The sequence below is a fragment of the Yersinia aldovae ATCC 35236 genome, assembly GCF_000173735.1.
Classification (GTDB): domain Bacteria; phylum Pseudomonadota; class Gammaproteobacteria; order Enterobacterales; family Enterobacteriaceae; genus Yersinia; species Yersinia aldovae.
The window spans coordinates 42,329-65,482 of sequence record NZ_ACCB01000024.1; the positions used below are offsets into that span (position 1 = coordinate 42,329).

Consider the following 23,154-nt stretch of genomic DNA (forward strand, 5'->3'; position numbering starts at 1 on the left):
AAAATTAAACAAAGCTGCTGCTTTTCATCATATTGGCTTTCGCCGCGCCGGACTCATTTAATGCTGTCATCATGCCCTCAAACATCTCATTGAGCTGTTCATGGCTTTTAGACATTGACTTAATTAACGCCTTTAATAATTCATCGAGCGCCTGGATAAAAGCAGTGTTCAGCATCATGCCCGCCAGCATCTCTTTCATATCACGGATAAAAGAATTAGCATGTAAACTCAGCCCGCCACTGACCGCCGCATTAGTCACCCCAAGCACCATATTGGTACTGTTAAGGCCTATTTCTATTTTACGTGCGGTTACATCACTGACTTTAACCATGTTGCCAGCTTTGCCAGCCATATTTGTCAATGGCTTGCTGAGGTTAGCCACCTTGCTCCCCATTTTGCCTGCGGCATTAATGAAATCACGCGGCAGCGCTTTCACCGCGCTTTTCATCAGGCCGGCCACTTGTTTGCCGACATTTTTCGTGACATTGGCCACGGTCTGCCCGATATTTTTGGCAAAAGATGACATCGAAAATAGAGAAATCGCGAGGAAAACAATGGCCGCCAAGACCATTCCTATAATGCCACCAATCTCTTTAGCCTTTTCTGCCGGTACACCACAGGCAATCAGCATGTTGGTAATACCCTTGGAGATTTCTGCCGATAGCATCTGCATCAGACCACTTTGTCCAGTCTCTTCCAGCACGATATCGGCCACCGTCATGGCAATACCAATCGCAGCGACAGCCAACATCAGCGGCCCGGCGGTACCAAAGGAGGCGATGGTTGCCACAACTGACACTGCCAGCATGATGTAACCAAAAATCTTACTGGCACAAGAAGCCGCTTTATTTCCTTCTTCTGCTTTGGCCTGAGCCTCTTCTGCTTCTTTAGCTTTTTTCTCTGAATCTTTACGTGTGGCTTCATTGATGGTTGCCATCACTTCCTGCTGTTGACGCATATTTTTAATTGAGTCGTCGTTCAACGCCTTCTTCAGTTGCGCGGTCAACAGCGTCAGTAGCGCCAGTGAACTCTCCCAACGCTCACCGTCAACTTCTGGCGGTCGGGACGCATTTTCAATAAAGTTATTGATTTCTTTTCGATTATTGTCTGCCTTTAGACCGACAACCGTCGACTGCTGTAGGGCCTGCTCATAAGTATCCTGAAGCTGCGCTGTGTCAGATTCGGCCAGGCTCAGCTTACCATTCAGTGCCGTGAGGCTGTTGGACACCTGCGTGACTGTTGTTTGTAATGTACGTTGTCCGCTGCTCAGTAAGGTTATCTCAGCCGTCAGCGACTCAAATTGCGCCTGCTGGGCCGGGGTTTGCGGTGGTGTAGGAAGTGCCTTCAGTTCCGACCTAGCCTGAGCCAACTTCTGCTGAGTTTTGCTTAATTTATCTTCAGCGCTAACAAGTTGTGTTTTCATCCCTTGCTGCTGTTGCTTCAGCTCTGTCACCGTCTCTTTGCTTTGTTGCCAGGCCTGATTGCCTTTTTCAACCTTATCGGTGGCAATTTGTAACTCATTGACCCCGTTTTCCAGTGCCGACAACAGCACCTCTCCCTGTGCGCGCAGGGCAGAGGATTCGGCATTAATCACTTGTAGACGACCGCGCAACTCTGCCAGATTGCCACTACTTAATATCTGTCGCAGTGTTGCTATTGAGCCTATCAGCGATGCTGTAGCATTAAAGCCAGAAGCCTTGCTGCTTGCCTCTGAGCCAAGCATCCCTGCGGCACCCGCAGCAGCGGAGGCACCTGCTTCTTCTGCTGGCTGCTGATAAGTTGAAGCCTCAGCTTTAGCCTGCGCCAAGGTCATCTTAGGTGCCGTAAGTCGTGGCGCGCCCTCTTTGGCAGAACGCCGCTCTTGTTCAGTGGAAGCCAGCTCGCGGCAAGCATCCTCCAGTGCCAGAAGATTTTTGGTGCTATCATTACGTATCGCATTAATATTCACGCCTTGAGTAAAGGCGCGAATATTATTAATTCGATCACTGTTAATCTGCGTTATATCGGCCATATTATATATTTACCTTATTCAATCAGAGTTATTCTTCTGCTGGCTCATTCTCTGTCAGGTTTTTCTTTAATGCGGTTAGATATACGGAGGATTTTTGTTGCAACTCCGAATCATTACTCTTATTAAAGGTACTTTCAAAACAATGCAACGCAGCACTACTTTTTTTCAGCATTAAATTACATTGTCCGGCATGGAATAATGGGCGGTAATCATCTTTTGCCAAAACAAAAGCCAGTGAATAAAGTTCTGCCGCTTTTTCATAACGTTTCATCAGCTGGTAAACTGCTGCCAGCCCCATAACATAATCAGTATTATAAAAATCATAAATACTGAGAAAACGGAAAAACGTTTCGGCTTCACTCAATTTACCTTGTTGATAAAACTCATAGGCATAAGCATAAAGCCCATCCATAGTATTTTGTGGGATACCATGAATATCTTTATAACTGGTTCCGTCCATTAATGCCTGGCAAAGTTCATCAAAAACAATATCCATATTTTCTGTCTGATTTTGTTCTGCATCATGCTTCTTGTTCATATATTTTCCTAATTAATAATATTCAAATATGATGCAATGCTGATGTTTGCATCATAAATAGTTAGAACGGTTAGTTCTTATAAAAAACGATTCAATTTAACTTGGTGTACTGCCGTTAGTTTCTTGCTGTGCCTGCTTACTGGCAGCACTGTTTTCCTCAAGCAGCTCCAGCGCGGCATCCACATCAATGCCCATTTTTTCCAACTCCACTCGTATCAGCCAGTTAATGACATGCATCACATCATCCAGCCCCTGCTCATCAATAAAGCTGTCTTTACGATAATGTCGCCATAGCTGCCGTGCTAAAGGAATATCCCTCACCACCGGTACACCCTGGCTTTCGGCATAGGCAACCACTGCTTTTGCCTGTAACCCCTTAGTTTTCATCATAATAAACGGCAGCGGTGCAATATCCGTATTAAAATAGATTGCCATCGCGATATGCGTGGGGTTCGCCATAATAAAGGTTGAGTCACGAACATTCGCTTTCACCTCTTCTGACAATAATTCCTGATGCAACCCTCTACGGGCACTCTTAATATGCGGATCGCCATCGTTATCTTTGTGTTCCTTTTTCACTTCTTGTTTTTCCATTTTCAAATCTTTCATAAACAGGAAAAACTCAGTCAAGGTATCAATTAACAAAATCAACAATGCCACAGCCAAAAACACGATAATAAAAGTAATACACAAGTGCCCCCACTGGCCGATCATCCCATTAATTGTCGTGCGGTAGAGCATAAATATCTCTTGCCGCCAGAAAATAAAGAATAACGCCGCCGAAGCACCGAACACCAATAAATAAAGAAACGCTTTCACCAACTCTTTTAATGAGCGCAGTGAAAAGATCTTTTTAAATCCAGAAATCGGATTTAAGTGAGAAAAGTCAATTTTTAGTGCTTCAGTCGCTAAACGAAAGCGGCTCTGTAGCAACGAAATAATGGCACCCGGTAAAAACAGGCCAACAGTACCGGAACAACCGCCAATAAAAACAAGCTGTAAAGCTTATCCAGTAATGCCTCGACACCAATTGCTGAGGGTGAAAGCAAAATCTTTTGCAGTAAACTGCCCAAGCCCATCAAACTGGAAAAACCCGATACCGCAAAAGCCCCGGCAACCAGCACCACTGCGGCAACCATATCCTTACTTTTAAAACTTTGCCCTTTCTTCGCCGAGTCACGAATCTTTTTGTCTGTGGGCTTCTCTGTTTTTTCAGCCATAACGTCTCCCCACGATTATTACTGCGTCACACCAAAGATGTCGTGCAACGGACTCAGGGAGATCATATTAGCCAGAATAGAGGGAACCTCATTCTGGAAATAGAGCAGGAAGACCATAAATGCAACAGCAGATTTAATCGTTAATGATAATGAAAAGGCATTAAGCTGCGGGCAAAAACGGGAATATAGCCCCAGTGCTACCTCAGTAATAAATAACGTCACCAGAATAGGGGCGGCTAATATAATGCCCTGCACCACTAACTGGTTAAGCCAACGCCCCAATGGCAGGCTGTCAAAATGAGTGAATCCACCCGCAAACGGCAGCAGTCGGTAACTCTCGGCAAGGGTCTGCGCCAATTGATACATCCCCCCCTGCGCCAGGAAAATCATGACTACAATATGGCTGACTAACACCGACATCTCTGAGGATTCCACACCATTAGCAGGGTCGATGGTATCGCTAATGGTCGCTCCACGCTGGTTATCGATCAGTTCACCGATAATATTTGCAATAAGAAACGGCAGGCTCAGGATAAAAGCCAATACCAAACCGATTGCCAGTTCATAAATAATTATTTCGCCAAGGCTGGTCTCTTCCCAGTTAATTTCACGGGCGGAGAAAAAAGGCCACAGCCCCAGAGCCAGAAAGATGGCAACACAGTTTTTGATCATGCCGCTGTTAAGTAACTTGCTACTGAGAAAAGGCAAGAAAAAGAATACCGGCGCAATCCGCACCCAAGCCAACGCTAACTTCATCAGCCCAGTCTGAAATGTAGAATAGAGCGATACATAAAAAGTCAGCATATCCTGATTCATCACCCCACTCCTGCTGGCGACAACGCGATGGCCAGCACTTCTGTGGCGTAGTTCATTATCTTGTCCGACAACCAACCTGAAATCATAAAGAGCGTGCCAAATACCGCGAGTAATTTGATACCAAAAGGCAGTGTCTGCTCTTGTAGCTGGGTCACGGTCTGAATCAGTCCGATAAGCAGGCCCACTGCCGTCGCTACCATCACCGGAATCGCCGACAGCAGCACAATGAGAAGCATGGCTTTATTACTGGCGTAAATAATTTCTTCCATAAGTTTGTTACCTGGCTAATGCTGCGCCAGCTCCATGTATTGCATAATCAGCCCCTTGGAAATCAGCGACCAACCGTCGATTGCCACGAACAAGATCAGTTTTACCGGAACAGAAATAGTCACCGGACTCATCATCATCATCCCCAATGCAAGCAGAATGCTGGAGATAATCAGGTCTATCACCACAAAGGGCAGATAAATATAAAACCCAATTTCAAACGCCGATTTAATTTCACTCAGCGCGTAAGCCGGTAGTAGGGAAAACAATGTTGGCTCACGAGTATCTGCCTCGTCCATCGCCTGTTCTTCACTACGCCCTTGTTGCAACGACTCGAAAAAATTGAGCAATTCTGGATCGGAGTACTTCTTTAAGTAGGCTTTGTAACTCCCCAGCCCGCCTTCGACGAAGTTATCCACCGAATCAACATTGCTGAAATCAACCTGTTCGGTGCGCATATATTGATTCACATCCTGGATCACTGGCATCATTACAAACAGTGACAATAATAGTGCGATCCCGTTGAGTGTCAGGCTGGATGGCACCTGTTGCACCCCCATAGCATTGCGCACCATGATGAGCACGATTGAGATTTTCAGGTAACAGGTTCCCGCCGCGATGATAAAAGGCAGTAACGTCGAAAATGCGATAATCGCCAGTAACGGGATATCCCCTGGTATCGTTGGCATAATACTTATGCCCCCAAGCTGCCCTGGCACGCCAACCTTGTGACCTCCAGACCCAGTTCTTCGTCATCACCGATATAGACCAACTCCCCTTCAGCCACCAATTGTTTATTGGCGTAAACCTTCACTTCCCGGTCTTTATCCGCCCCCAGTGAGTACACCGCTCCCGGCTGGATATGCGCCAACTCTTCCAGCGGAATCTCACTGTGGCCCAGTACAAAGGTCAACTTCACGGTCAGTTTGGTCACATCGAAGTGACTTGGTAAGTTTTCAGGCAGCACCTCATCTAGTGTGGGTACCGTTTCTTCCACTTCCTCTATATTGTCAATATTCTCTTCTATCACAAACGCGCCCTCTTGCTGTTTTTGAAAGCGGGCCACCGGGCGACCCGTTACTATTAAGTGCAATTGCAACTGTTGGATACGGAGCACATCGCGCAACGCTAATGATTGTAATAATCCGGCGCTGATGTGGCTGTATCCCAACACCCAGTCAATCTGCTGAGTGACACCTTTCCATACCTGCTGCCCGGCGGGCAGTGCCGTAAGTTGGCTGAAAGGAGAAGCTGTTAGTACCGTACCCAGTGTGGGTTCTACCACGGTTAACCAAGGCTGATTGACCTCTTCGCCATCGACAATCCCAAAGCTTGCTATGCGAAATGTGTCAGAGAAAAAAGTACGCTTACTGTTTTCTTGAGTAAAAATGTCAACCAGGCTTTGGTTATCCAGCCCCTGCCAGGCACAACTGTTCAGTTCGGGCCAGTAGAAGCGGCACCAATCTTCAACCGCAACCAGGGCTGAAATGTTTTCAGTGACACTGCTCAGTTCCAGTCGGAAATAACGCTCTCCCGCTTGGGGAGTGATGGCGTTTCTGTCTGGTTGATAGCGTTGCTGCCAGCGCGTAACCTGAACCTGACGCGTACTGAGTCGACGGATATTCAGCATAATTATGTTTCATCCTCCTGCTCTGACTGTTGCTGACCACGGCGTTCTTCATCATGGCGCTCATCGCGAAAATGCAGCGGATTCTCCGACTCCAATAAATGGTGATGACTCTCTAAAGTCTGCTGAACTTCAGCACTGTTGGTCATTGCGGTCAGTTCGCCGGCTTTGGATAATTCAAATGTCACCACCGGGCTGTTCTTCCACTGAGTAAAGGTGTAACTCAGGGTTCGACGCCCTACGGTAGTTTCACCCTCTGGCGCGGCAGACTCAGGTAACGCCGCCGTCAATGCCGAAGGCGCTGTTTTCACCTCTTCAGGCTGAGTGATGGTGGCTGCCTGAGCCGCCCATTGCGGCGTAGTCAGCACTTGTGTTCGGTTATCGTTTAGCGTGCTTTCCTTTTTCTCCGCCAGCGGCAAAGAAGATGTTAATTCAGGTGCAGACTCAGATGAGGCCACCATCGGCTGTTCAACTGCAAAACGAGGCATCTCCTGCGAAACAGAGGTGTAAGACATCTCTTCTTTCTGCTCCACCCCTGGAACAGAAGCGACAGAGACTGTCGACATCTCCGGCTTCTCTCTGCTTGCTGAAACCAAACGAGGCTGTGGCTGCTCGCCGTTATCTCTCGGGACAACAGGCGACTGCGTCAATGTTTCTGTCAGTTTGGTCAATACTTCTGTCGCCACCGCACCACTCGCTTTATCCACAACAGGTTTCGTCCGCGTTTCCTCTAAAACCGGTGGCCGTTCTGCCCCCTTATGTCCTGGCACCCAAACACCCTGTTTTTGTACTGGCATCGCGTCTGGTTGTTGCGCAATATTCGGTAACGCCATCTGTTTACTTAACGGCATACTTTTTGTTGTCATCATCGGCGTAAACTGGGAGGCCGATAACTGCTCCTCGGCCTGCTTTTTGCGCTGCTTTGCTTTAGCCAGCAACTCCGCCATTTTTTTTTTGTCGCCTCCTGCTGAACTGATTTCACTGCCTGCCCATTATCGCCACGCAATGTTTCTGGCCGGGATACAGCGGCAGGTTCATCTTTTCGGATATCAGGAAGGGCGTTATTCGCTACCTGTTTTATCGCCACCATATGTTGATAATTCCTCAATTTCGTATTGCTGTTGAAGCTCTCTATTTAAACGTCTTCTGGTACTTTCCCGCTTCAGATAAGTTCGGAATTTCTCGCACCGATTGTTGGTATCTCGTAATTGGCGCTGCATCTGCCTTTGCCTCTGCTCTTGCGCCTTCTGTTCCGTCTGGACGTTTACCAAGTCATATAACTGACGGGCAATTTCAGACAATAAGGTCGCCTTATGACGCTGGCGTTCAAAAAAAGCTTCACGGGTTAGTTCCGCAGCCTGGTCATACAGGCTGCTTTGAGCTTCCATAACCTGGATGCGCGTGCGGATATCATGCTGCTGCTGCTGTAGCGCCAAGATTGAGCGCCGTAACATCTGCTGATCGTGTTTGATCCGCTCCAGCCGCCGTTGTGTGAGGCTCAGCAGATTCTTTACCATCAGTCTGCCAACTCACTGAGTTGATTGAGAGTAGCTAAAAACTCGCCGGGTTCTTCCATCTGCTGCTGCAAGAAAGACTCGATCACTTCTCTGTTGTCCAATGCATGGTCGTTGTCGGTATTCTCACCGCGCTGGTACTCCCCAAGATCGAGATAGAGCTGAATTTGTGCCAGTCGTGCGAGCATATCGCGCGTTTTGGCCGCATCCTGACGATGTTGTGGTGTGGTAACCTTTGAGAAAACACGACTGATACTGTGTAGAACATCAATCGCTGGGTAGTGACCGCGCCCGGCAAGTTGTGCGCTAAGGTAGATGTGGCCATCGATTATCGAGCGAATCTCATCACCAATCGGATCGGATTCTTCTTCGCTCTCCAGCAGTACGGTATAAAAAGCCGTAATGGAACCCTGTTGCAATGCGCCGGGCCGTTCCAGTAGCAGTGGAAGTTGCTCGAAGACCGATGCCGGATAACCGCGCCGTGCTGGAAGTTCCCCCGCCGCCAATGCCACATCTCGCAAGGCGCGGGCGTACCGGGTCATGGAATCGACAAACAGCAGCACATCTTTGCCCTGATCGCGAAAATATTCCGCCATCGCCGTCGCCAGTAGAGCCGCATTACAACGCTCAACCGCAGGGCTGTCTGACGTGGCGTACACCAAAATGGTTTGCGCTGCACGCGGGGAAGCCTGCAATTCATGAATGAATTCCGTCACCTCACGGCCACGTTCGCCAATTAGCGCAATGACACAAATATCGGCCACCGCATGGTTCATTATCATGCTCATCAGGGAGGTTTTGCCGCTACCCGCCGCTGCAAAAATCCCCATACGCTGCCCCTGACCACAGGTGAGCAAGCCATCAATAGCTCTGACCCCCGTCACCAGCGGAGTAGTAACCGGGCGGCGTAAATTGACGCTGACTGGCGGGCTATCAACTCGACACAGAGTAGTGAGTGGTGGTTCTGACGATGCAGTAACATTGCTCAGCACCCCCACTTCTTCTCCTGCGGCATTGTAAATTTTGCCCGCCAAGTGCTCTCCCATCACAAAGACAAAAGGTTGACCAGTGGGACGGATCACCACTTCACGCGTCAGCCCTTGTGCTCGCCCGATCAGACTGAGAATGGTAAGCCCTCCCCTAAAACCCACCACCTGAGCTTTAGCAATCACTTCCGGCTGACACAAATCACGCTCGATCAGACAAATTTCGCCAATAAAGACTCCGTGTAGCGGAGCCTCGATCAAGCAACCATGGATACGCGATGGGTGCGCGCAGATATCAAAGAGATTCATAAATCAGGCAGTCAGCAGCGTGGTTAGTCGATGACTGCGCTCATAAAACTCATTTAGACTGTCAGCAAATAACTGTGAATCATTCATCGCTTCCTCACGCATCACGGCGGAAAGCACCAAAGTGTTATCCATGAAACTCAATGCGGGCTGCCCGACCTGAAAATTACGTGGGGTATATTCCAGTAACTCACTCAATAATGTGTGGCCAAGCGCTTCAAGATGCCCCATTTGGCATTCAGACAAGTTGCTCCATAAAATAATATCGTTAGTTAACAGATCAACATTAATAGGTGGTGCCTCATTCAGCTCTAACTGAATAGTGGAATGACAGTCGAGTTGCGAGTTAATGAGATCCTGACGCCCTTCGGTGGATAAAAAAGAATTCAATGCATCAACAAAACGGTATTTCATGGTAGTTCTCCTTACACGGTTTTAATTACATTCACTTTCACTGTCTCGGAGATCTCGTTAAATGAGAGCACCTCCAGTTCAGGAAAACGACTTTCAAGAATTTTTTTCACAAAACGACGAATATCTACAGGCACCAGTACATTCATATCTCGAACAGAGAGATAACTGTTTTCCACTGCCTGAGCGAATGCCTGAATAATGTCATCGGTTTTTTCTGGCGCAAGGCTGAGGAAACCACCGCCAGAGGCCTGACGAATCCCTTGGCGAACCATGTCTTCAAATTGGTCATTAATCATCAGGACATTCAATCGACCGTCGGTCGCAAAACGAGATGAGATATAACGGGCCATCGCACCACGTACATATTCCACCAGCATCATGCTGTCCTTCTCTTTTGGCACCCACTGCACAAGAGTTTCCAAAATCAGTTTCATATTACGGATGGAGATTTTTTCCATCAGCAGACGTTGAAATACTTCAGTAATCTTTTGTACCGTCGCGTGGCGATAACACTCTTTTAATAATTCAGGGTATTTCTTTTCCAGATCGTCAAGCAGATTTTTAGTTTCCTGAATCCCGAAAAACTCATTAATATGATGCAATAATAAAGTTCCGATACAGTCGATAATTTCACTAATATCATCACGCACCATTAAGCCTAGTTGTTTAATCTCTTCCTTATGTTTACTGGCAATCCAGGTACTGATGGCACCATGCTCATCAGTAAAACGGGTTAAATCCAGCCCCAGATATTCCAGCTCATCATTTATAGTAAGAAGACGTAAACCACCAAAGCAAATGTTATAATCTCCCGCACGAATTTCATTAATCAGAACAATAATTTTGTCGTTTGGCACCACTGGCGAATAGTTAATAGCAATATCAGGAATGCGGTAGCCATAGCGCACAAAAATATCTTTCTTAATACGTGAGAGAAAACTATTTTCCTCCAGCAATGACTTATGTACCTGGCTCACCGAAATAATAATGGGCAGCGTTTCCGGTACATATTCATCTTCGGATACCTGACTTTCTCGTCGCGTTTCGCCTTCCGCCACTTCAGAGCTGACTTCAGCGTCACTGTGTTCTTCACCGGAGACACGTTTTTTATCCTTACGCTTCTGATGATGGCGATACCACAACAGCGCCACCATTAAACCGGATAAGAACAAGAAAATGGATGTAGGAAACCCTGGCAGGAAACCGATACTACAGACGATAATAGCGGTAACCAAGATAGTGAAATCCTTGGCAAATAACTCAGAGACAATATTTTCACCGAGGTTTTTATCATTGCCGCCCACACGAGTCACAATAAAACCCGCACTAATAGAAATAAGCAGCGCTGGTATTTGCGCTACCAAGCCATCACCAATGGTCAGCAAAGTAAAAGTATTCAGTGCCGTAGACATATCCATGCCTAATTGCGCCATTCCGACGGAGATACCACCAATCAGATTGACAAAAATAATGATAATCCCAGCGATAGCATCGCCTTTAATGAATTTCATCGCACCATCAAAAGAACCGTACAGTTGGCTCTCATTTTCCATATCACTGCGTTTCTGTTTTACGGTTTCCTCATCGATCACACCGGCACGCAGATCAGCATCAATGCTCATCTGTTTACCCGGCATGGCATCAAGTGAGAAACGCGCAGCCACTTCAGCAATACGTTCTGAGCCTTTGGTAATAACAATAAACTGCACGATAGTTACGATGGCAAATACCACCATCCCAACCACCAAGTTATCCTGAATAACAAACTCGCCAAAGGTGGCTATAATGTCACCGGCATCAGCTTCCAGTAAAATAAGGCGGCTGGTACTGATCGATAATGCTAATCGGAATAAGGTTGTAATCAATAAAATTGAGGGAAATGAACGAAAGTCCAGTGCTCTGGTAATATAAAAAGATCCCATAAAAATTAGCACTGAAATCATAATATTCAGGCCAATCAACAGATCTACTAAAATCGTCGGTAACGGTATAATCAACATGGCAATGACCATGACCATGATGACCAATACTAATAATTCAGGACGATTTCGAATATTTAATAATAGCCCGCTAATCTTATTCATGGAATATTCTCTTCTTTGTCATTTAATACCCGTCGAGCCATAGCAAACTCTTGATCCATAAGATGGCTCATACTTTCCTTCAATCCGTCAATAAGATGTTCGCGCTCTTCTAACGATGGGAAAATACCTATCGGCAATACGGAAAAGGCAATAATTAAAATCTGCAAAAAACGTGCGCGCATATCCGTGCTTAATGCACCAAGTTGCTGTGAATAAAATGTGAGCAAGTTATCGTTAAAACTCTCTTGACCACGAATGCCACTGGTAAATAATTTGCTGAGCAGTTTCTCATCGCTCAAACCAATAAAGGCAAAATCAGTCTGCGCAAAGCGTTGGCGGAAGATTCCTTCCAGTGACTGCATCTCTCTTAATCGACTGATACGATTAAACAGAGCACCAAATTCACTGACATTAATGCTCCCCAACGGTAATACTTGTAAGTCACAAGCTAAGGCTCGTGCCAGGTAACATATGATATTTTCACGCTCGTGGGCCACCAGCTCCTCTACCCATTGCTCATAGAGATAAACTGCCGGGCCGTCATAGCTGAGAAACTCTCGATACAGCATTCTCAAATTGCCCGCTGATTGCTGCATTTTCTGCGCAAATGCTTTTGCCACCAGAGCAATATTGATACCGGCCTGGGCACGGCGATCGAGGTCTTCCGCCTCTAGCTGCTCGCGTAATGCCTCCAGTTGTTCGAGCTGCTTACGCTTTAAGCGGCTGCGGTGAATCAATGCAGCCAACGCCATCAGCATATCGCTGGTATCAGTAAAATACTGGAGCAAAAAAGTGCGTAGCTGCTGTGGCGTCATCAACTTGCCGTTAAGCGCACCCTCAACTCGCAGGATTTTTTCATCCGCCTCACTATCCAGAATACGTTCAGAAAAACGCATCCATTCTTCTTTGTGGTCAGTCGTCGGCCCTCGGCGGCGCACATGGCTGGCCGCCAACATAGACATCGAGGCATATTCGCTACTGTTATCAATGACTCCCTGCCCACGCGCCGCTTCATCAGCATCATCATTGGCCTGTGCTGCCGAGGTACTTTTGTCACGTTGCCCCACTAAAAAGCGTGAGTTACCGCCAACAGGCCCTATTGCCACGGCTGACTCGCATACTTTTTCAGAAACTCAACGGTGCCACGTAACTGGCCATCGTGTCGGGTCAAACGTTCATTATCAGAGAACTGGCGACCATCCCAGGCTTCATTTTCATCCAGCAAACGTGGCTGAATCAGGAAGATACGGATCATTTTCTGCTGGTTATGCGAACGATACTTAAATAAGTTACCCAGCAATGGAATATCGCTTAACAGAGGAATACGCGTTTCACCCTCTTCAACTTGATCTCGGGTATATCCACCAATCAGCAGACTTTTGTCGCGACCGATGCGGGCTACAGTATTAATATTGGTGCGATTAACTTCCGGCAGCCCGCCGATATCAGCAACCTTACCGGTGTTATCGCGGTTTAATCCACCGTCTTCAATATTGACTTCCATTTCAACACCGCTCCCCCCGGAGAGGCGCGGCAGTACACTGATCATGGTGCCATAGGTTACCTGTTCTAGTGTCGCGACCCGATCCCCTTCCACCCGAGCATAAAAGCTGGTGTTGTTATCAAATAACGCGGGAACATTCTCCTGTGTCAAGATGACCGGGCGAGACACAATGCGGGCATTACCGGTTTTACTGATAGCGTCTATCTGAGCCAGAAACGTTTTGCTATCACTTAACGTACTGCGGTTAAAGGTGACTGAACCGCCAGCCACACCGATATTCCCCGCTTCCCAGCGCACCCCCAGATCGTCCACTTTGCTTTGCGTCACATCGATAATCCACAGTGATAGCTCCACTTGGCTACGACTGTTATCTAGGGTATGTACTAACTGACGAACATAGCGAATCTGTTCTGCACTGCCTTTCACTACCAAACTATTGCTGTCAGGATACGCCACCAGTGAAAACGGGCTGCTACGTTTAGAGTAAGTCGCGGGCTTCACTGCACTATTGAGTGGCCCGGTAACTGATGGTGGTACTGGAAACCCTGACTCAATATTGGGTTCTCCCTCTCTCGGCTGTATCGTCAAGGTACTTTCCGCCGTACCATTGTTGTCTTTGAACAGCGCATTCAGTGCCGTTAACATGCCGGGAATAGTAATGCTCTGCCCACGTTGGTTATAGGTACGGTCAGTAACTGATGAGTGTTTTAGCGGGATCACCGCGACTTCACCGCCGCTGGCCAAATCCTCTTGCTTAATGCGCTCATCAAGATACGCCGCAGCGGCACTAATCAACTCCACATAAAGCGGTGGCCCTGAGACAAACAGTAAACGGTTATCGCCTTGGGTACGTACTGGAAAACGCTTATCATAAATTCCAGTTTTCTGAATATAATTAAGCACCTGCCCACTGCCAGCAGCCTGGGTGTGAACAATGGCACTGCGCATCTCACTGTTGTCATAAACATAAATTCCAGCGCCATCGTCGTACCACACCAGTGCCATACGTCGGGACAATGCTTTAAACATTTCATCAGCATTCGCCAGATTAAAGTTCCCGGTAACGCGCTTTTGTGCCGCCAACTTACTGAGAATAATCGGCTTATCCAGCCGCTCGGCTACGGCATCAAACAGCTTACCGACCATGACATTATTGGCGACAAAGGAGTCATTCACTTTTTCCTGCCCAACGGGTAATGCCGTGATTACCTCTGCATTAAGAGGACTCATATTGCCCGCTAACAAAAAGAGTGAGAAATAGATCACTCCTCTAAATTTAACTTTCATATAAAATAGACTCCAAACGTCTTATTTCTGAGGGTGTTAACCCCAACTCTTTCTTGAGATCATTAGTAAAATGCGAAGCTGAGCAATATCCGGCGTCAAGGCCCACATCAAGGATTGAACCTTCACTTTCGATAAGTTGTAATACGGCAGATGCCATACGCACACTCATCATTTTTTTCTTGGCTGTTGCCTTAAAATTTTCTCTATACAATTGCCTGAAATAGGCCGCAGAGACGCCATATCGCTGACTTAAATAATTAATACTGACATTATCTTTTTGTTCCGAAGACGATAATAGAAAGCACATCATTCCGTAGGCTTCATATTTCCTTAATAGATCGCACCAAGTATTGAATTCCATTTGGTTACGCAGAATTAAATCAATCACTGTATTATTCACTGACATTTTGGTCGTACAATTTGTTGTATCGATGGAAATCACCTCTGGCCACGGTCGTGCCGCTACAGATGCTTTTTCTCCAGTATCCAAAAATGATTTACCCAATGCAGAATCAATCGTTGCGAGAGTCTCGGTGAGGTTGGCTAACGTGATACTGTGTAAAAACCAGTGAGTTTTATCTCCCTCAATCTTGTCGGGGTTGTTGCAAATAAACAGTGAAGGTTGAGTAATTACGACGTTTTTACCCGAATAAACAGAGCGAAACGTCAACGCCAGCGCCTGATCATCAGGTACAGCCAACACCAGGCTATCCTCCAAGGATAAACAATGGGCCGATTGCGTTACCGGCTTAGAATCATTATTTATTGCTGTCATCGCTCTTCGTCTCCAGCTCGTTATTTGAGTTGCAACACAATGACCGATGACGTCGATTTATTAAACGGAATCACTCGGAATAGCCATTACTCCCGTTAGAAATCCCCCCGGTAAGAAATAGTCCGGTCAATTCCGCTGACAAAAAAATCGTACTCGGCTTTACTTAGCACCAATTTGGTACAACGAGAAAATATTATGAGGGACACAGACAACCGCGTCTTAATAATGAGGATTGCCAGTGGGCCTCTAAGCGGTAATGAATTAATGCTCAAAGCGGGTAGCCACCGGATAGTCATTGGCCCTGAGCAAAGCTATTCAACTGAAACAGATAGTGACGGCTTCACCACCTATTGTTTGCCTGGTGAACAGGGTAATTATGAACTGGCGATCGTCTGCGACGATGATGTAATTTCAGAGCAGGAAACTGAGAGTGTTGACCAGTGGTATCTCACTTTAAACGGTGATTGCCCTGATATTAAACAACCGGTGATATTTCAAGAAGTGATGTTGGCTGAGCAGTTTCCTGTGGTGATTAAAATGTTGAACACCCCGTGGAATAGTGAGGAGAGTGTGCCCCTTAACGTGCAAACAACTGATGTAGAAAATGCAGTAAGTGATATCCGCACCAGCCCATCCGCAGAGCGTAAGTTTAATTCGGTTTATGTGGCCGGAATTATGCTTGCCGTACTTGCGACATTTATTGGTTGGCAGGTACTGAACTACAATAGTGAAGCGCGACAGGTCAAAACACTGGAAACCCTACTTCAGGGCAGCAGCTCTCCATTGACGGTAACGACCGGTGAAAATGGTCAGAGTTTGGTATTGGTAAAAACACAGCGTGATTTGGACTGGAGTACCCAGCGTTTATTGCGGGAGCATTATCAAGAACCGGTGACATTGAAAAAAATCACCAGTTTAGAAGAAGAGATCGAAACTCAGCTTGGCAAGCAAATACCTGGTCTGTTGAAAGTGGATTTAACTCTTCCTTGTCAGCCTGTGATTCGCTGGTTAAAAGGCGACTATCCCGCACCAGATAATAAACAGGTTTTGCAGACACTGACACGTTTTCTCGGTTGCCCGGTAAAAAGTCAGTTAGAGAGTTACAGCGCAACTGAACTGTTGCGCAAAGCGGAACAAGGTCTGACAGAAAGTAATGTGCCGTGGCGTGTGAGCAATAAAAGCGGAACGTCTATTTTTATTATTAACGCCAGCCTGAACGATAAGCAGGTGCTGTCGGCAATTGATTTTTCCAAACATTTCACAAAGAGATATGGGGTACGTCATATACAGTTCTCTATATCTTTGAGCACGAATCATCTGGCAGGAAAGTCGCTCGTTAATAATCCGAACGGCTATGTTCTATTGGATAATAACCACTGGTACTTTAATCCAGTGTCATTTTAAAACTAACACTAAATAACGAGGATATATATTATGGCTGCGATAGATGGAATTATGCCAACCGGTAACTGGGAAGCCAGTGCATATGAAACGACTAGCGCCAATTCAAAATGGGGAATGGCATACCGAGTCGGCGGTTTAATGAATGATAAAGTTAAGGCATTGGCTGACGAACTGAAAACAAGTCTTGAGAATACTGCGGAACTGGATAACCCTCTAACATTGGCGAAAATCTCCGCTCTTAATGGGAACTACAACGGTTCGCGTCAACTACAATCTAACCTAATAAAATCGCTTAAAGATACTTCTCAGGCGATTATTCGTAACGTGTAATATTATTATTACGTAATATCACATCACAGTGATATTACGTAATTATTAAGGATAGTTTATGTCAATGTTTATTAATATCTCTCCGGCTGTTCAGCCGATGGTAGAACAAAATATTGCGGCAATAGCGCCGAGTGGCTCGGTAGAAGATCGAGTTAGAAATATGTTTGCCAATTACAGCGTTCATGCCAGCCAGGAAAAAGCCGCTATTACCAATAAGGCAAACACTGTTGATGTAAGTAACCCCGCTGAGTTATTACAATTACAAAATCGTATCGGTAATTATAGTCTCAGTATCAATCTGATCAGTACGCTAACCCATAAGGGTGCCTCTGCCATCGACTCTGTCTTAAAAGCCCAGTAAATCATGAATAAGCTGACAAAACTTCTACTGGTAAGTGCTCTCTGCCTGCTATCTGGTTGTGATAACCAAGTGCTACTCACTGAACTTAGCCAGCGCCAGAGCAATGAAGTGCTGGCAGTCCTACAGGAAAATGGCGTGGAAGGGACACGCAGGGAAAATGGCAAACTGGGCAATTCCATTAAGGTCGCGCGCAGTGATTTTGTTACCGCAGTGGATTTGTTACGCCTGTACAACCTGCCTTCGAAAGAATCAGTGGAAATTATTCAGGCGTTCCCGGGGGATTCATTGGTGGCCTCGCCCCAGGCGGAACGCTCACGTCTGCTGTCCTTAATTGAGCAGCGGCTGGAACAATCACTACTGACTATTCCCGGCGTAGTGAACGCCAGGGTCCATGTCAGTTATCCCTTAAGTGGTAATAATCGGGTCAAGCAGCCACAGCAGGTTTCAAGTCTGGTGACTTACGCTGGGAATGAAGATCCTAAACTAATGATGAGCAAAATTAAGTTATTTCTCACCAACAGTTTTGCTGAAGCCAGCTTTGACAATGTTTCGGTGGTGGTAGTCGAACGCCCGCCATTGCAGCGTCAGGTCAGAAATGAACCTGAGTTCCCGGTGCCACCGGTGTTATTGATTGGCGTTGCTGCCGCTCTGATGACGGGTGCCGGCGCAATTTTGTTACTTTGGCGTCGTAAGCAACAAAACAGTAAGAAAGAATCACCCTCGAACAGTACGGAGCAAAAACCATGATAGCCAATCCCGGCAGGTTTAGTTTCGCTTGCCAGCATAAAATTTTGCTGGCACCGGGTGGCTACTTTCACGCAGAACACAGCGGCATTGATTACCCCGCCCTACCTCAGGTGTTACAGCAAGCTCATAATCAGCGCTTGCTGGCGCAGTATCAACTACCCATGCCGGATAGAAATACGCTGCCGTTGCCTGATTTTATTGTTGAGTATTGGTCACAATTACCCAAGGTTGCTTGGGCGCTGGGGGTGCTGTTGCACCCAGCGCCACTGCCGTGGTGGGTGGAAACATCTCAATATGCGCAGCTGCATCAACGCGTGAATGTTAATTTCCGCCAACCGCAGGAAATCCCCTCATCGCCGCAAACCCTGCTGGCGACAGGTGCGGCCCAATTACTGACAGGTCTGGCCCCCTTTGGTCGCGTCTATACCGTTCGCGCCAGCTATATGTTCAGTGCCATAACCCGACAGTTAATGGAAACGCCGGTGAAAAATGCCCTCCCGTGGAATGTGATAGAAGGAGCTTGCCGCTATGTCACCACAATCTGAGCCGGATATTCGGCAAACCGCAGTTGAAAAAGTCTTGATTAAACATCAAGCCATGAACGCGAACCGCTATCAAAAAATACTGACCGCACAGGCCAGAAAACAGGCCACGGAACACTGTCTGCAAGCTCAGCAAGAAGCAGGGGAAATACAACGTATTGCTTATCAGCAAGGCTATCAGGATGGGCTGCAAAAACTGTTAGCCGATTTATTGTTCGGGTTGGAGTCAAGCCAGCGTCAATATCAACAGGCAGTGGCGAGTAGTGAAGCCCGCTTGCAGACGCTGTTGGAAGAGATGTTTAGTGACCCACGAACCTATGAAATTGTCAGTGACCATCTTATCCGGCAACACCCTGAATCCACAAAGATTCAGATGCATCTTCCCCCCTCAATGCTGAAAAAGCTAAAACCCGCGCTGGCGGAAATTCAGCACATCAGTGTGCTCGGTGGTACAGAGGGGAGTATTGCGCTGGAGGTGAATAATGAAATCCTCCATTTCTCGCCACAGAGTGCGGCACAGCGAACGTTGCCACATATTTTATCCCTGCCTGCACGCTGCACTATTTTGCAGTCGAAAAAGGCGTTGTACCACAAATTTTCCGAACAATTCAGTCAATCAGGAGAGACACATGACAATTTCGATGATTAACTCTACGCTGAAAATGGCAGCAGCGCTCACCGACGCTAAACCTGTGGCCCACAGTAACAATGTACAACAGCGGGCCGCACAGGCATGGCAGGGCAATCCGGCGGGGAAAACACCTGCGATGCAGAAACAGGAATCTGCGCCACAATTTTCGGCAAAAGAGCAATCAGCAATCGATGATTTTGTTGAAAGTCTGCGCACCACAGAAGATAAGAAGGCGCTATTTGGTCTGCTTAATAAGAAACTAATGAGTTTGTCGTCAGCAGAACGCGTAAAATTTCTTACCGGATTGAACATGACAATCAAGAACTCCGAGGTGCCGGGAGATGACGCTTTACTGAAAGAAAAGTTTAATCCGGCTTATGCGATGTATATTGGCAATGGCATGCTCTTAAACCAAATGAAAGAAGAAGTCTTATCCAAGATGGGCAAAGTGCCTGATGAAGATGATGAAGATCCAGACGAAATTTAAAATTATACCTCTATGAAAAATATTATTTATTATTTATCAATACTGTTGTTTCTCAGCCCAGTGGTCGCTCAGGCATCTTGTTTATCTAATGCGGCGATACGTTGGGATGTGCCAGAAATCATTCTTGAAGCGATTATTCTTCATGAATCTGGCGGTCAACCAGATGCCCGTAACATTAATAAGAATGGTAGCCATGATTATGGTCTGATGCAGATTAACACCATTAATGTCAAGCCACTAAAATCTAAAGGAATAATACAGAATGAACGGATGCTAATGCACCCTTGCACCAACATTGAGGCAGGGGCCTATTTGCTGAGTCTGAAGTTTAAAAAATATGGCTATAGCTGGCGTGCTGTTGGTGCATATCATTCAGAAACAGCCCATTATAGAGATAAGTACGCCAGTAAAATTATGAAAATTGTCAGTTCCGGCCCTGATTTTGCCCAACGGAACGCATCGCTATTAATATCCTCTCCCACTTCTTAATATTAAGCATAAAAAAGAGGAATAATCCCCAAACACATAGAGAGCACTCTCCAAACGCATGGAGAGTATTCTTTATTATACCCATTAACCCTTTCCACTGTTGAGAACCTGTCATTGAGGATGTATAAAACACACCTCGATTACAGACAATCCTATATGAAAGGGAAAATATTATGACTAATAATGAACTGACTCCACCAAGTGTCATTTTATGCGAAGGCGTTATTTTTAATTCTTGGAAGAGAACATTAACTAAGAAAGAAACCGTCGTCGTGCTTTCAGAAAGCGAGTCCTGCCTGTTAAAAATGCTGCTGGCAAAAACATGTAGTAAAAGAGAAGTCATGTACGCTATTTGGGAAAAACGTGGCGTTATTGTGACGGAAAGTAGTTATTATAAACTGGTGAGACAATTACGCTGTTCATTTAAGAAAGCCAACCTGGATGAAACCCTGATCGCTACCTTACCGAGGATCGGGATTTCATACACGGGCACCAAGCAAGTACTGCCTGATGAGTCGACGTTGCCTGCTCCCGTACAGAGTAAAACGGTACGTCAAAAAGGTATCATCGATGCAGCTATTACGACCTGTACGCTCGCTATCGCCGCCAGTTGTTCTTATTTTTATATTTTTACTGCAGGATGAACAGATGAAATCTCTTTTAAATACCCACAAAATTTTTATTCCTGTTGCTTTGTCTTATTTCTGACGTTGGTCTTATCCGGATGCAGTCATCGTAACGATATTAACAACAATTATAGTAGGGATTATCTTCAGGGAAATATTCAAAGCAATAATAGGATTATACCTGAAAATGTTAAAATTACGCTCTCAATTTCCCAAAATAAGGCCTCTGGAGAGAAAGAGTACACACTTCATGAATATAGTTTTATGAACCAAACGAAAAATTTTACAATTCCATTTCGCTTGCAGATGCCGAATGAGTTATCATTATCCCCACAGCCTCTTAATATCAGCGTCAGAGTTGAGAAAGAGGGTGAATTGATTATGATGAGTGACAAGCTCACACCGTTCCTACGTCAATCAGGTGAAAGGCTAATACTGACAGTGAATGACAGTTAGTACTTGCCCCACTTGATCGGGGCCATTATGACGAAAACGTTAAAGATAGCATTGATCGAAGACGAGCCTTTCAGTCGCCTTGCACTGATGGAAATCTTAAAAAAGTATCCTTATCATCATAAAGAACCGCAGCTCCAGCTTATTTACAGTGACTTTTCGCTCCAGCTCGTCGGCTGTGTCAGCAATACGCCTGAACTCATTACGCTACTAGAAAGCGCCCCTGAGATCGAAGTATTGTTGCTAGATTATTCACTTGCAGCCAGTGAAATAGACGAGGACGCATCGCAATCTCAGGATGGCGTTGGGCTGATCAAGCGCCTGCTTCAGTTACATCCCACATTGAAAATTATTGTCCATACCGCTCATAAAAGCTTGGCAGTCGCGCGTCTCGCCTGGCAAGCAGGGGCATGGGGATTTGTACAAAAAAGCAGCGACATTCAGGAGCTGTTTTTTGCTATTTCGTATGTCGCCCGAGGTAAGAAATTTTTCCCTATTGAGCTGGCAGCACTGTCTCAGGCCACGCAGCAAAACGCACACCATACTTTAACCGGCCGTGAAACCGAAGTGCTGAGGATGCTGCTCAATGGTGTGAAGCAGAAAGAAATCAGCGTGCGCCTTAATATCAGTTTTAAAACCGTGTCCAATACTAAAACGCGTGCCTTCAAAAAACTGGGGCTTACTTCAAATACTGATTTCTTTAAATATGCTCATGAAATTTCTCTATAAAACCTATCTGGTATTGGCGTTTATCCTGTTTTCATCAACGACCGTTTATGCCACCGACGCGATCGTTTTTTCACCGCAAGAGCAGAATTATATAAAGACTCACCCGATAGTGAGCTACGGCATTTTCCCCCATTCTTATCCTATTGAAACCTTCAATAATACAGGGGAACACATTGGACTGACACGGGATTATATTGACTTAATCGCTGCCGCTACCGGGATAAATTTCCAGCCGATATTCAGTAATAATGACAGTGATTCCGTGACGAATCTACAAAACGGCAAGATCTCGCTGCTCACCAGTACATCCAGTGCGTTTGCGGAGGCCAATGACCTGATAAGCAGTGTTCCTATTTTTTCCACCTGGCCGGTCACTGTTACACGCAAAGCTACCCGTCATATCGCCACCCCGGATGACCTGATGGAGGGGTACGTTACTATCACCGACTATTCATCGCTGATTGAGTGGTTTACCAAACAATTTCCGGGGTTAATTATAAAATCGTTTATTCCCCCGAAGAGACCATTAGCGAAGTGATACGTCGGCAGGCTGAAGCCGCGGTCGTCCTCTCGCCCACCGCCCTCTATTATATGAATGTCATTTATCCGGGGCAGTTAAAAATATCGCATCCTCATGCAGCCAAGATCTCTCTGATGATGGCAGCCCGGCCTGAAGATCAGATTTTGATCGATATCATTAACAAAGTCATCTCGTCCGTTTCTGCCAAACAGCAAGCTGAAATCGCCGCAAAATGGGTTATTAGTGACAATAATATTCCATTGCCGAGCAATAACAGACTAGCATTTTACGTCGGTGGCTTGGCTACTGTCTTGTTATTCGGGCTGATATTTGTTTTTTATCGTTACAGACGTTTAAAAAGAGAATTCATCCAACTGGGTTCAAAAAACAAACCTGGAACTGTCGGTGCTGGCACATGAGTTGCGCACGCCACTCATTGGCATCCTGACCGCCTGCGAAGGGCTGGTACACAAAATAACATCAACC

General features: G+C 46.2%; 26 protein-coding genes and 1 pseudogene. 12 read left to right on the top strand and 15 right to left on the bottom strand.

All coding sequences use genetic code 11. From position 1 onward, the window contains the following. Positions 1-4: 4 nt before the first annotated feature. The 15 genes and pseudogenes from sctE to YALDO0001_RS12320 all read right to left on the bottom strand — a co-directional run bounded on the left by sctE (position 5) and on the right by YALDO0001_RS12320 (position 15,349). Positions 5-2,011 carry a type III secretion system translocon subunit SseC family protein gene (sctE, locus tag YALDO0001_RS12250; protein ID WP_004703612.1) on the bottom strand — a complete coding sequence of 669 codons (2,007 nt, stop codon included), beginning with the start codon at positions 2,009-2,011 and terminating at the stop codon, positions 5-7. A 28-nt stretch (positions 2,012-2,039) separates the two neighbouring features. Further along, a complete protein-coding gene (sicA, locus tag YALDO0001_RS12255) occupies positions 2,040-2,549 on the bottom strand; it encodes a type III secretion system translocator chaperone SicA (RefSeq protein ID WP_004703613.1) in 510 nt (169 codons plus the stop codon). A gap of 96 nt (positions 2,550-2,645) precedes the next feature. Further along, positions 2,646-3,769 (bottom strand): annotated as a pseudogene (locus YALDO0001_RS12260) (EscU/YscU/HrcU family type III secretion system export apparatus switch protein). A gap of 18 nt (positions 3,770-3,787) precedes the next feature. Next, complete coding sequence (sctT, locus tag YALDO0001_RS12265; protein ID WP_004703616.1) at positions 3,788-4,585, bottom strand: type III secretion system export apparatus subunit SctT; 798 nt, start codon at positions 4,583-4,585, stop codon at positions 3,788-3,790. Then, positions 4,585-4,854 carry a type III secretion system export apparatus subunit SctS gene (gene sctS, locus YALDO0001_RS12270; protein ID WP_042546901.1) on the bottom strand — a complete coding sequence of 90 codons (270 nt, stop codon included), beginning with the start codon at positions 4,852-4,854 and terminating at the stop codon, positions 4,585-4,587. Before sctS ends, sctT begins: the two co-directional genes overlap by 1 nt. Positions 4,855-4,869: 15 nt before the next feature. Continuing rightward, positions 4,870-5,532 carry an EscR/YscR/HrcR family type III secretion system export apparatus protein gene (locus tag YALDO0001_RS12275; RefSeq protein WP_186367104.1) on the bottom strand — a complete coding sequence of 221 codons (663 nt, stop codon included), beginning with the start codon at positions 5,530-5,532 and terminating at the stop codon, positions 4,870-4,872. A gap of 14 nt (positions 5,533-5,546) precedes the next feature. Beyond that, positions 5,547-6,482, bottom strand: coding sequence for a FliM/FliN family flagellar motor switch protein (locus YALDO0001_RS12280; RefSeq protein WP_004703621.1), 936 nt, complete (start codon positions 6,480-6,482; stop codon positions 5,547-5,549). 2 nt (positions 6,483-6,484) lie between these two features. Continuing rightward, positions 6,485-7,426: a SpaN/EivJ family type III secretion system needle length determinant gene (locus tag YALDO0001_RS12285; RefSeq protein ID WP_004703622.1), complete on the bottom strand. Its 942-nt coding sequence runs from the start codon at positions 7,424-7,426 to the stop codon at positions 6,485-6,487. A gap of 114 nt (positions 7,427-7,540) precedes the next feature. After that, a complete protein-coding gene (locus YALDO0001_RS12290; RefSeq protein WP_042839945.1) occupies positions 7,541-7,996 on the bottom strand; it encodes a SpaM family type III secretion system protein in 456 nt (151 codons plus the stop codon). Continuing rightward, complete coding sequence (gene sctN, locus YALDO0001_RS12295; protein ID WP_042839946.1) at positions 7,996-9,288, bottom strand: type III secretion system ATPase SctN; 1,293 nt, start codon at positions 9,286-9,288, stop codon at positions 7,996-7,998. Before sctN ends, YALDO0001_RS12290 begins: the two co-directional genes overlap by 1 nt. A gap of 3 nt (positions 9,289-9,291) precedes the next feature. After that, entirely contained in the window at positions 9,292-9,699 is a 408-nt protein-coding gene (locus tag YALDO0001_RS12300) for an InvB/SpaK family type III secretion system chaperone (protein WP_004703626.1), read from the bottom strand. A gap of 11 nt (positions 9,700-9,710) precedes the next feature. Continuing rightward, complete coding sequence (locus tag YALDO0001_RS12305; RefSeq protein WP_042839948.1) at positions 9,711-11,783, bottom strand: EscV/YscV/HrcV family type III secretion system export apparatus protein; 2,073 nt, start codon at positions 11,781-11,783, stop codon at positions 9,711-9,713. After that, on the bottom strand, positions 11,780-12,889 hold the full coding sequence (sctW, locus tag YALDO0001_RS12310) for a type III secretion system gatekeeper subunit SctW (RefSeq protein ID WP_042839949.1): 1,110 nt from the start codon (positions 12,887-12,889) through the stop codon (positions 11,780-11,782). Before sctW ends, YALDO0001_RS12305 begins: the two co-directional genes overlap by 4 nt. Then, on the bottom strand, positions 12,880-14,574 hold the full coding sequence (sctC, locus tag YALDO0001_RS12315; protein ID WP_042839951.1) for a type III secretion system outer membrane ring subunit SctC: 1,695 nt from the start codon (positions 14,572-14,574) through the stop codon (positions 12,880-12,882). The genes sctW and sctC overlap by 10 nt, the downstream gene beginning before the upstream one ends. Next, the gene (locus YALDO0001_RS12320; protein ID WP_004703637.1) at positions 14,564-15,349 is read right to left on the bottom strand and encodes a helix-turn-helix domain-containing protein; all 786 of its coding nucleotides are present in this window, start codon (positions 15,347-15,349) and stop codon (positions 14,564-14,566) included. Before YALDO0001_RS12320 ends, sctC begins: the two co-directional genes overlap by 11 nt. Positions 15,350-15,544: 195 nt before the next feature. Here YALDO0001_RS12320 and YALDO0001_RS12325 point away from each other — a divergent pair, with 195 nt between their 5' ends. From YALDO0001_RS12325 to YALDO0001_RS22395, 12 genes are all read left to right on the top strand, one after another. Beyond that, complete coding sequence (locus YALDO0001_RS12325; protein ID WP_042839953.1) at positions 15,545-16,753, top strand: PrgH/EprH family type III secretion apparatus protein; 1,209 nt, start codon at positions 15,545-15,547, stop codon at positions 16,751-16,753. A 30-nt stretch (positions 16,754-16,783) separates the two neighbouring features. Next, positions 16,784-17,083, top strand: a complete 300-nt coding sequence (locus YALDO0001_RS12330) for an EscF/YscF/HrpA family type III secretion system needle major subunit (protein ID WP_004703640.1) — start codon at positions 16,784-16,786, stop codon at positions 17,081-17,083. 58 nt (positions 17,084-17,141) lie between these two features. Continuing rightward, complete coding sequence (gene sctI, locus YALDO0001_RS12335) at positions 17,142-17,444, top strand: type III secretion system inner rod subunit SctI (RefSeq protein ID WP_042839954.1); 303 nt, start codon at positions 17,142-17,144, stop codon at positions 17,442-17,444. A 3-nt stretch (positions 17,445-17,447) separates the two neighbouring features. Then, entirely contained in the window at positions 17,448-18,191 is a 744-nt protein-coding gene (gene sctJ, locus YALDO0001_RS12340) for a type III secretion system inner membrane ring lipoprotein SctJ (protein WP_004703644.1), read from the top strand. Next, positions 18,188-18,736, top strand: coding sequence for an OrgA/MxiK family T3SS sorting platform protein (locus YALDO0001_RS12345; RefSeq protein WP_042839956.1), 549 nt, complete (start codon positions 18,188-18,190; stop codon positions 18,734-18,736). The genes sctJ and YALDO0001_RS12345 overlap by 4 nt, the downstream gene beginning before the upstream one ends. Then, the gene (locus tag YALDO0001_RS12350; protein WP_042839958.1) at positions 18,720-19,382 is read left to right on the top strand and encodes a hypothetical protein; all 663 of its coding nucleotides are present in this window, start codon (positions 18,720-18,722) and stop codon (positions 19,380-19,382) included. Before YALDO0001_RS12345 ends, YALDO0001_RS12350 begins: the two co-directional genes overlap by 17 nt. Then, the gene (locus YALDO0001_RS12355) at positions 19,363-19,851 is read left to right on the top strand and encodes a hypothetical protein (RefSeq protein ID WP_231583212.1); all 489 of its coding nucleotides are present in this window, start codon (positions 19,363-19,365) and stop codon (positions 19,849-19,851) included. The genes YALDO0001_RS12350 and YALDO0001_RS12355 overlap by 20 nt, the downstream gene beginning before the upstream one ends. 12 nt (positions 19,852-19,863) lie before the next feature. After that, positions 19,864-20,340, top strand: a complete 477-nt coding sequence (locus YALDO0001_RS12360; protein WP_004703649.1) for a lytic transglycosylase domain-containing protein — start codon at positions 19,864-19,866, stop codon at positions 20,338-20,340. A 173-nt stretch (positions 20,341-20,513) separates the two neighbouring features. Continuing rightward, positions 20,514-20,984, top strand: a complete 471-nt coding sequence (locus YALDO0001_RS12365) for a winged helix-turn-helix domain-containing protein (RefSeq protein WP_004703650.1) — start codon at positions 20,514-20,516, stop codon at positions 20,982-20,984. A gap of 465 nt (positions 20,985-21,449) precedes the next feature. Beyond that, positions 21,450-22,148, top strand: coding sequence for a response regulator transcription factor (locus YALDO0001_RS12375; protein WP_004703652.1), 699 nt, complete (start codon positions 21,450-21,452; stop codon positions 22,146-22,148). Next, positions 22,132-22,686 carry a type 2 periplasmic-binding domain-containing protein gene (locus YALDO0001_RS22390; RefSeq protein WP_353933419.1) on the top strand — a complete coding sequence of 185 codons (555 nt, stop codon included), beginning with the start codon at positions 22,132-22,134 and terminating at the stop codon, positions 22,684-22,686. The genes YALDO0001_RS12375 and YALDO0001_RS22390 overlap by 17 nt, the downstream gene beginning before the upstream one ends. Positions 22,687-22,739: 53 nt before the next feature. Continuing rightward, positions 22,740-23,087, top strand: coding sequence for a type 2 periplasmic-binding domain-containing protein (locus YALDO0001_RS22395; protein WP_004703654.1), 348 nt, complete (start codon positions 22,740-22,742; stop codon positions 23,085-23,087). The last annotated feature ends 67 nt before the right edge of the window (positions 23,088-23,154 follow it).

Bases quoted from the DNA above. Each gene is read 5' to 3' on its own strand.
- sctE (WP_004703612.1), bottom strand. From the start codon at position 2,011: ATGGCCGATATAACGCAGATTAACAGTGATCGAATTAATAATATTCGC.
- sicA (WP_004703613.1), bottom strand. From the start codon at position 2,549: ATGAACAAGAAGCATGATGCAGAACAAAATCAGACAGAAAATATGGAT.
- sctT (WP_004703616.1), bottom strand. From the start codon at position 4,585: ATGAATCAGGATATGCTGACTTTTTATGTATCGCTCTATTCTACATTT.
- sctS (WP_042546901.1), bottom strand. From the start codon at position 4,854: ATGGAAGAAATTATTTACGCCAGTAATAAAGCCATGCTTCTCATTGTG.
- YALDO0001_RS12280 (WP_004703621.1), bottom strand. From the start codon at position 6,482: ATGCTGAATATCCGTCGACTCAGTACGCGTCAGGTTCAGGTTACGCGC.
- YALDO0001_RS12285 (WP_004703622.1), bottom strand. From the start codon at position 7,426: ATGGCGGAGTTGCTGGCTAAAGCAAAGCAGCGCAAAAAGCAGGCCGAG.
- YALDO0001_RS12290 (WP_042839945.1), bottom strand. From the start codon at position 7,996: ATGGTAAAGAATCTGCTGAGCCTCACACAACGGCGGCTGGAGCGGATC.
- sctN (WP_042839946.1), bottom strand. From the start codon at position 9,288: ATGAATCTCTTTGATATCTGCGCGCACCCATCGCGTATCCATGGTTGC.
- YALDO0001_RS12300 (WP_004703626.1), bottom strand. From the start codon at position 9,699: ATGAAATACCGTTTTGTTGATGCATTGAATTCTTTTTTATCCACCGAA.
- YALDO0001_RS12305 (WP_042839948.1), bottom strand. From the start codon at position 11,783: ATGAATAAGATTAGCGGGCTATTATTAAATATTCGAAATCGTCCTGAA.
- sctC (WP_042839951.1), bottom strand. From the start codon at position 14,574: ATGAAAGTTAAATTTAGAGGAGTGATCTATTTCTCACTCTTTTTGTTA.
- YALDO0001_RS12320 (WP_004703637.1), bottom strand. From the start codon at position 15,349: ATGACAGCAATAAATAATGATTCTAAGCCGGTAACGCAATCGGCCCAT.
- YALDO0001_RS12325 (WP_042839953.1), top strand. From the start codon at position 15,545: ATGAGGGACACAGACAACCGCGTCTTAATAATGAGGATTGCCAGTGGG.
- YALDO0001_RS12330 (WP_004703640.1), top strand. From the start codon at position 16,784: ATGGCTGCGATAGATGGAATTATGCCAACCGGTAACTGGGAAGCCAGT.
- sctI (WP_042839954.1), top strand. From the start codon at position 17,142: ATGTCAATGTTTATTAATATCTCTCCGGCTGTTCAGCCGATGGTAGAA.
- sctJ (WP_004703644.1), top strand. From the start codon at position 17,448: ATGAATAAGCTGACAAAACTTCTACTGGTAAGTGCTCTCTGCCTGCTA.
- YALDO0001_RS12345 (WP_042839956.1), top strand. From the start codon at position 18,188: ATGATAGCCAATCCCGGCAGGTTTAGTTTCGCTTGCCAGCATAAAATT.
- YALDO0001_RS12350 (WP_042839958.1), top strand. From the start codon at position 18,720: ATGTCACCACAATCTGAGCCGGATATTCGGCAAACCGCAGTTGAAAAA.
- YALDO0001_RS12355 (WP_231583212.1), top strand. From the start codon at position 19,363: ATGACAATTTCGATGATTAACTCTACGCTGAAAATGGCAGCAGCGCTC.
- YALDO0001_RS12360 (WP_004703649.1), top strand. From the start codon at position 19,864: ATGAAAAATATTATTTATTATTTATCAATACTGTTGTTTCTCAGCCCA.
- YALDO0001_RS12365 (WP_004703650.1), top strand. From the start codon at position 20,514: ATGACTAATAATGAACTGACTCCACCAAGTGTCATTTTATGCGAAGGC.
- YALDO0001_RS12375 (WP_004703652.1), top strand. From the start codon at position 21,450: ATGACGAAAACGTTAAAGATAGCATTGATCGAAGACGAGCCTTTCAGT.
- YALDO0001_RS22390 (WP_353933419.1), top strand. From the start codon at position 22,132: ATGAAATTTCTCTATAAAACCTATCTGGTATTGGCGTTTATCCTGTTT.
- YALDO0001_RS22395 (WP_004703654.1), top strand. From the start codon at position 22,740: ATGAATGTCATTTATCCGGGGCAGTTAAAAATATCGCATCCTCATGCA.